The organism is Cupriavidus sp. SIMBA_020 (assembly GCF_046535395.1).
Classification (GTDB): domain Bacteria; phylum Pseudomonadota; class Gammaproteobacteria; order Burkholderiales; family Burkholderiaceae; genus Cupriavidus; species Cupriavidus campinensis.
Genome location: NZ_JAWRWU010000356.1, coordinates 1 through 288, shown reverse-complemented (window position 1 = coordinate 288; position 288 = coordinate 1). Strand labels below are relative to the sequence as shown.

The 288-nt window shown below is 72.9% G+C and carries 1 protein-coding gene; it reads left to right on the top strand.

The window, feature by feature from the left end; genetic code table 11:
• The coding region (locus SB751_RS29560; protein WP_410748967.1) for an ABC transporter permease at window positions 1–288 on the top strand (288 nt) is incomplete at both ends.

Here is a 288-nt window from a genome sequence, read left to right as displayed (position 1 = left end):
ACGGCGTTCGCCAACAGCGTGAAGCTCGCGTTCGCGTCGGCGACGCTGTCGCTCGCGCTCGGCCTGCCGGCCGGCCTCGCGATCGGGCGCGCGACGTTCCCCGGCCGCGCGTTCGTGAACGGCCTGCTGCTGTCGCCGCTGGTGATTCCCGGCCTCGTGCTCGGCATCGCGCTGCTGCGCCTGTTCGCGCTGATCGGCGCGACCGGCTCGTTCGCGTGGCTCGTGCTCGCGCACACGATCGTCATCACGCCGTTCGTGATGCGGCTCGTGCTCGCGTCCGTCGCGGGG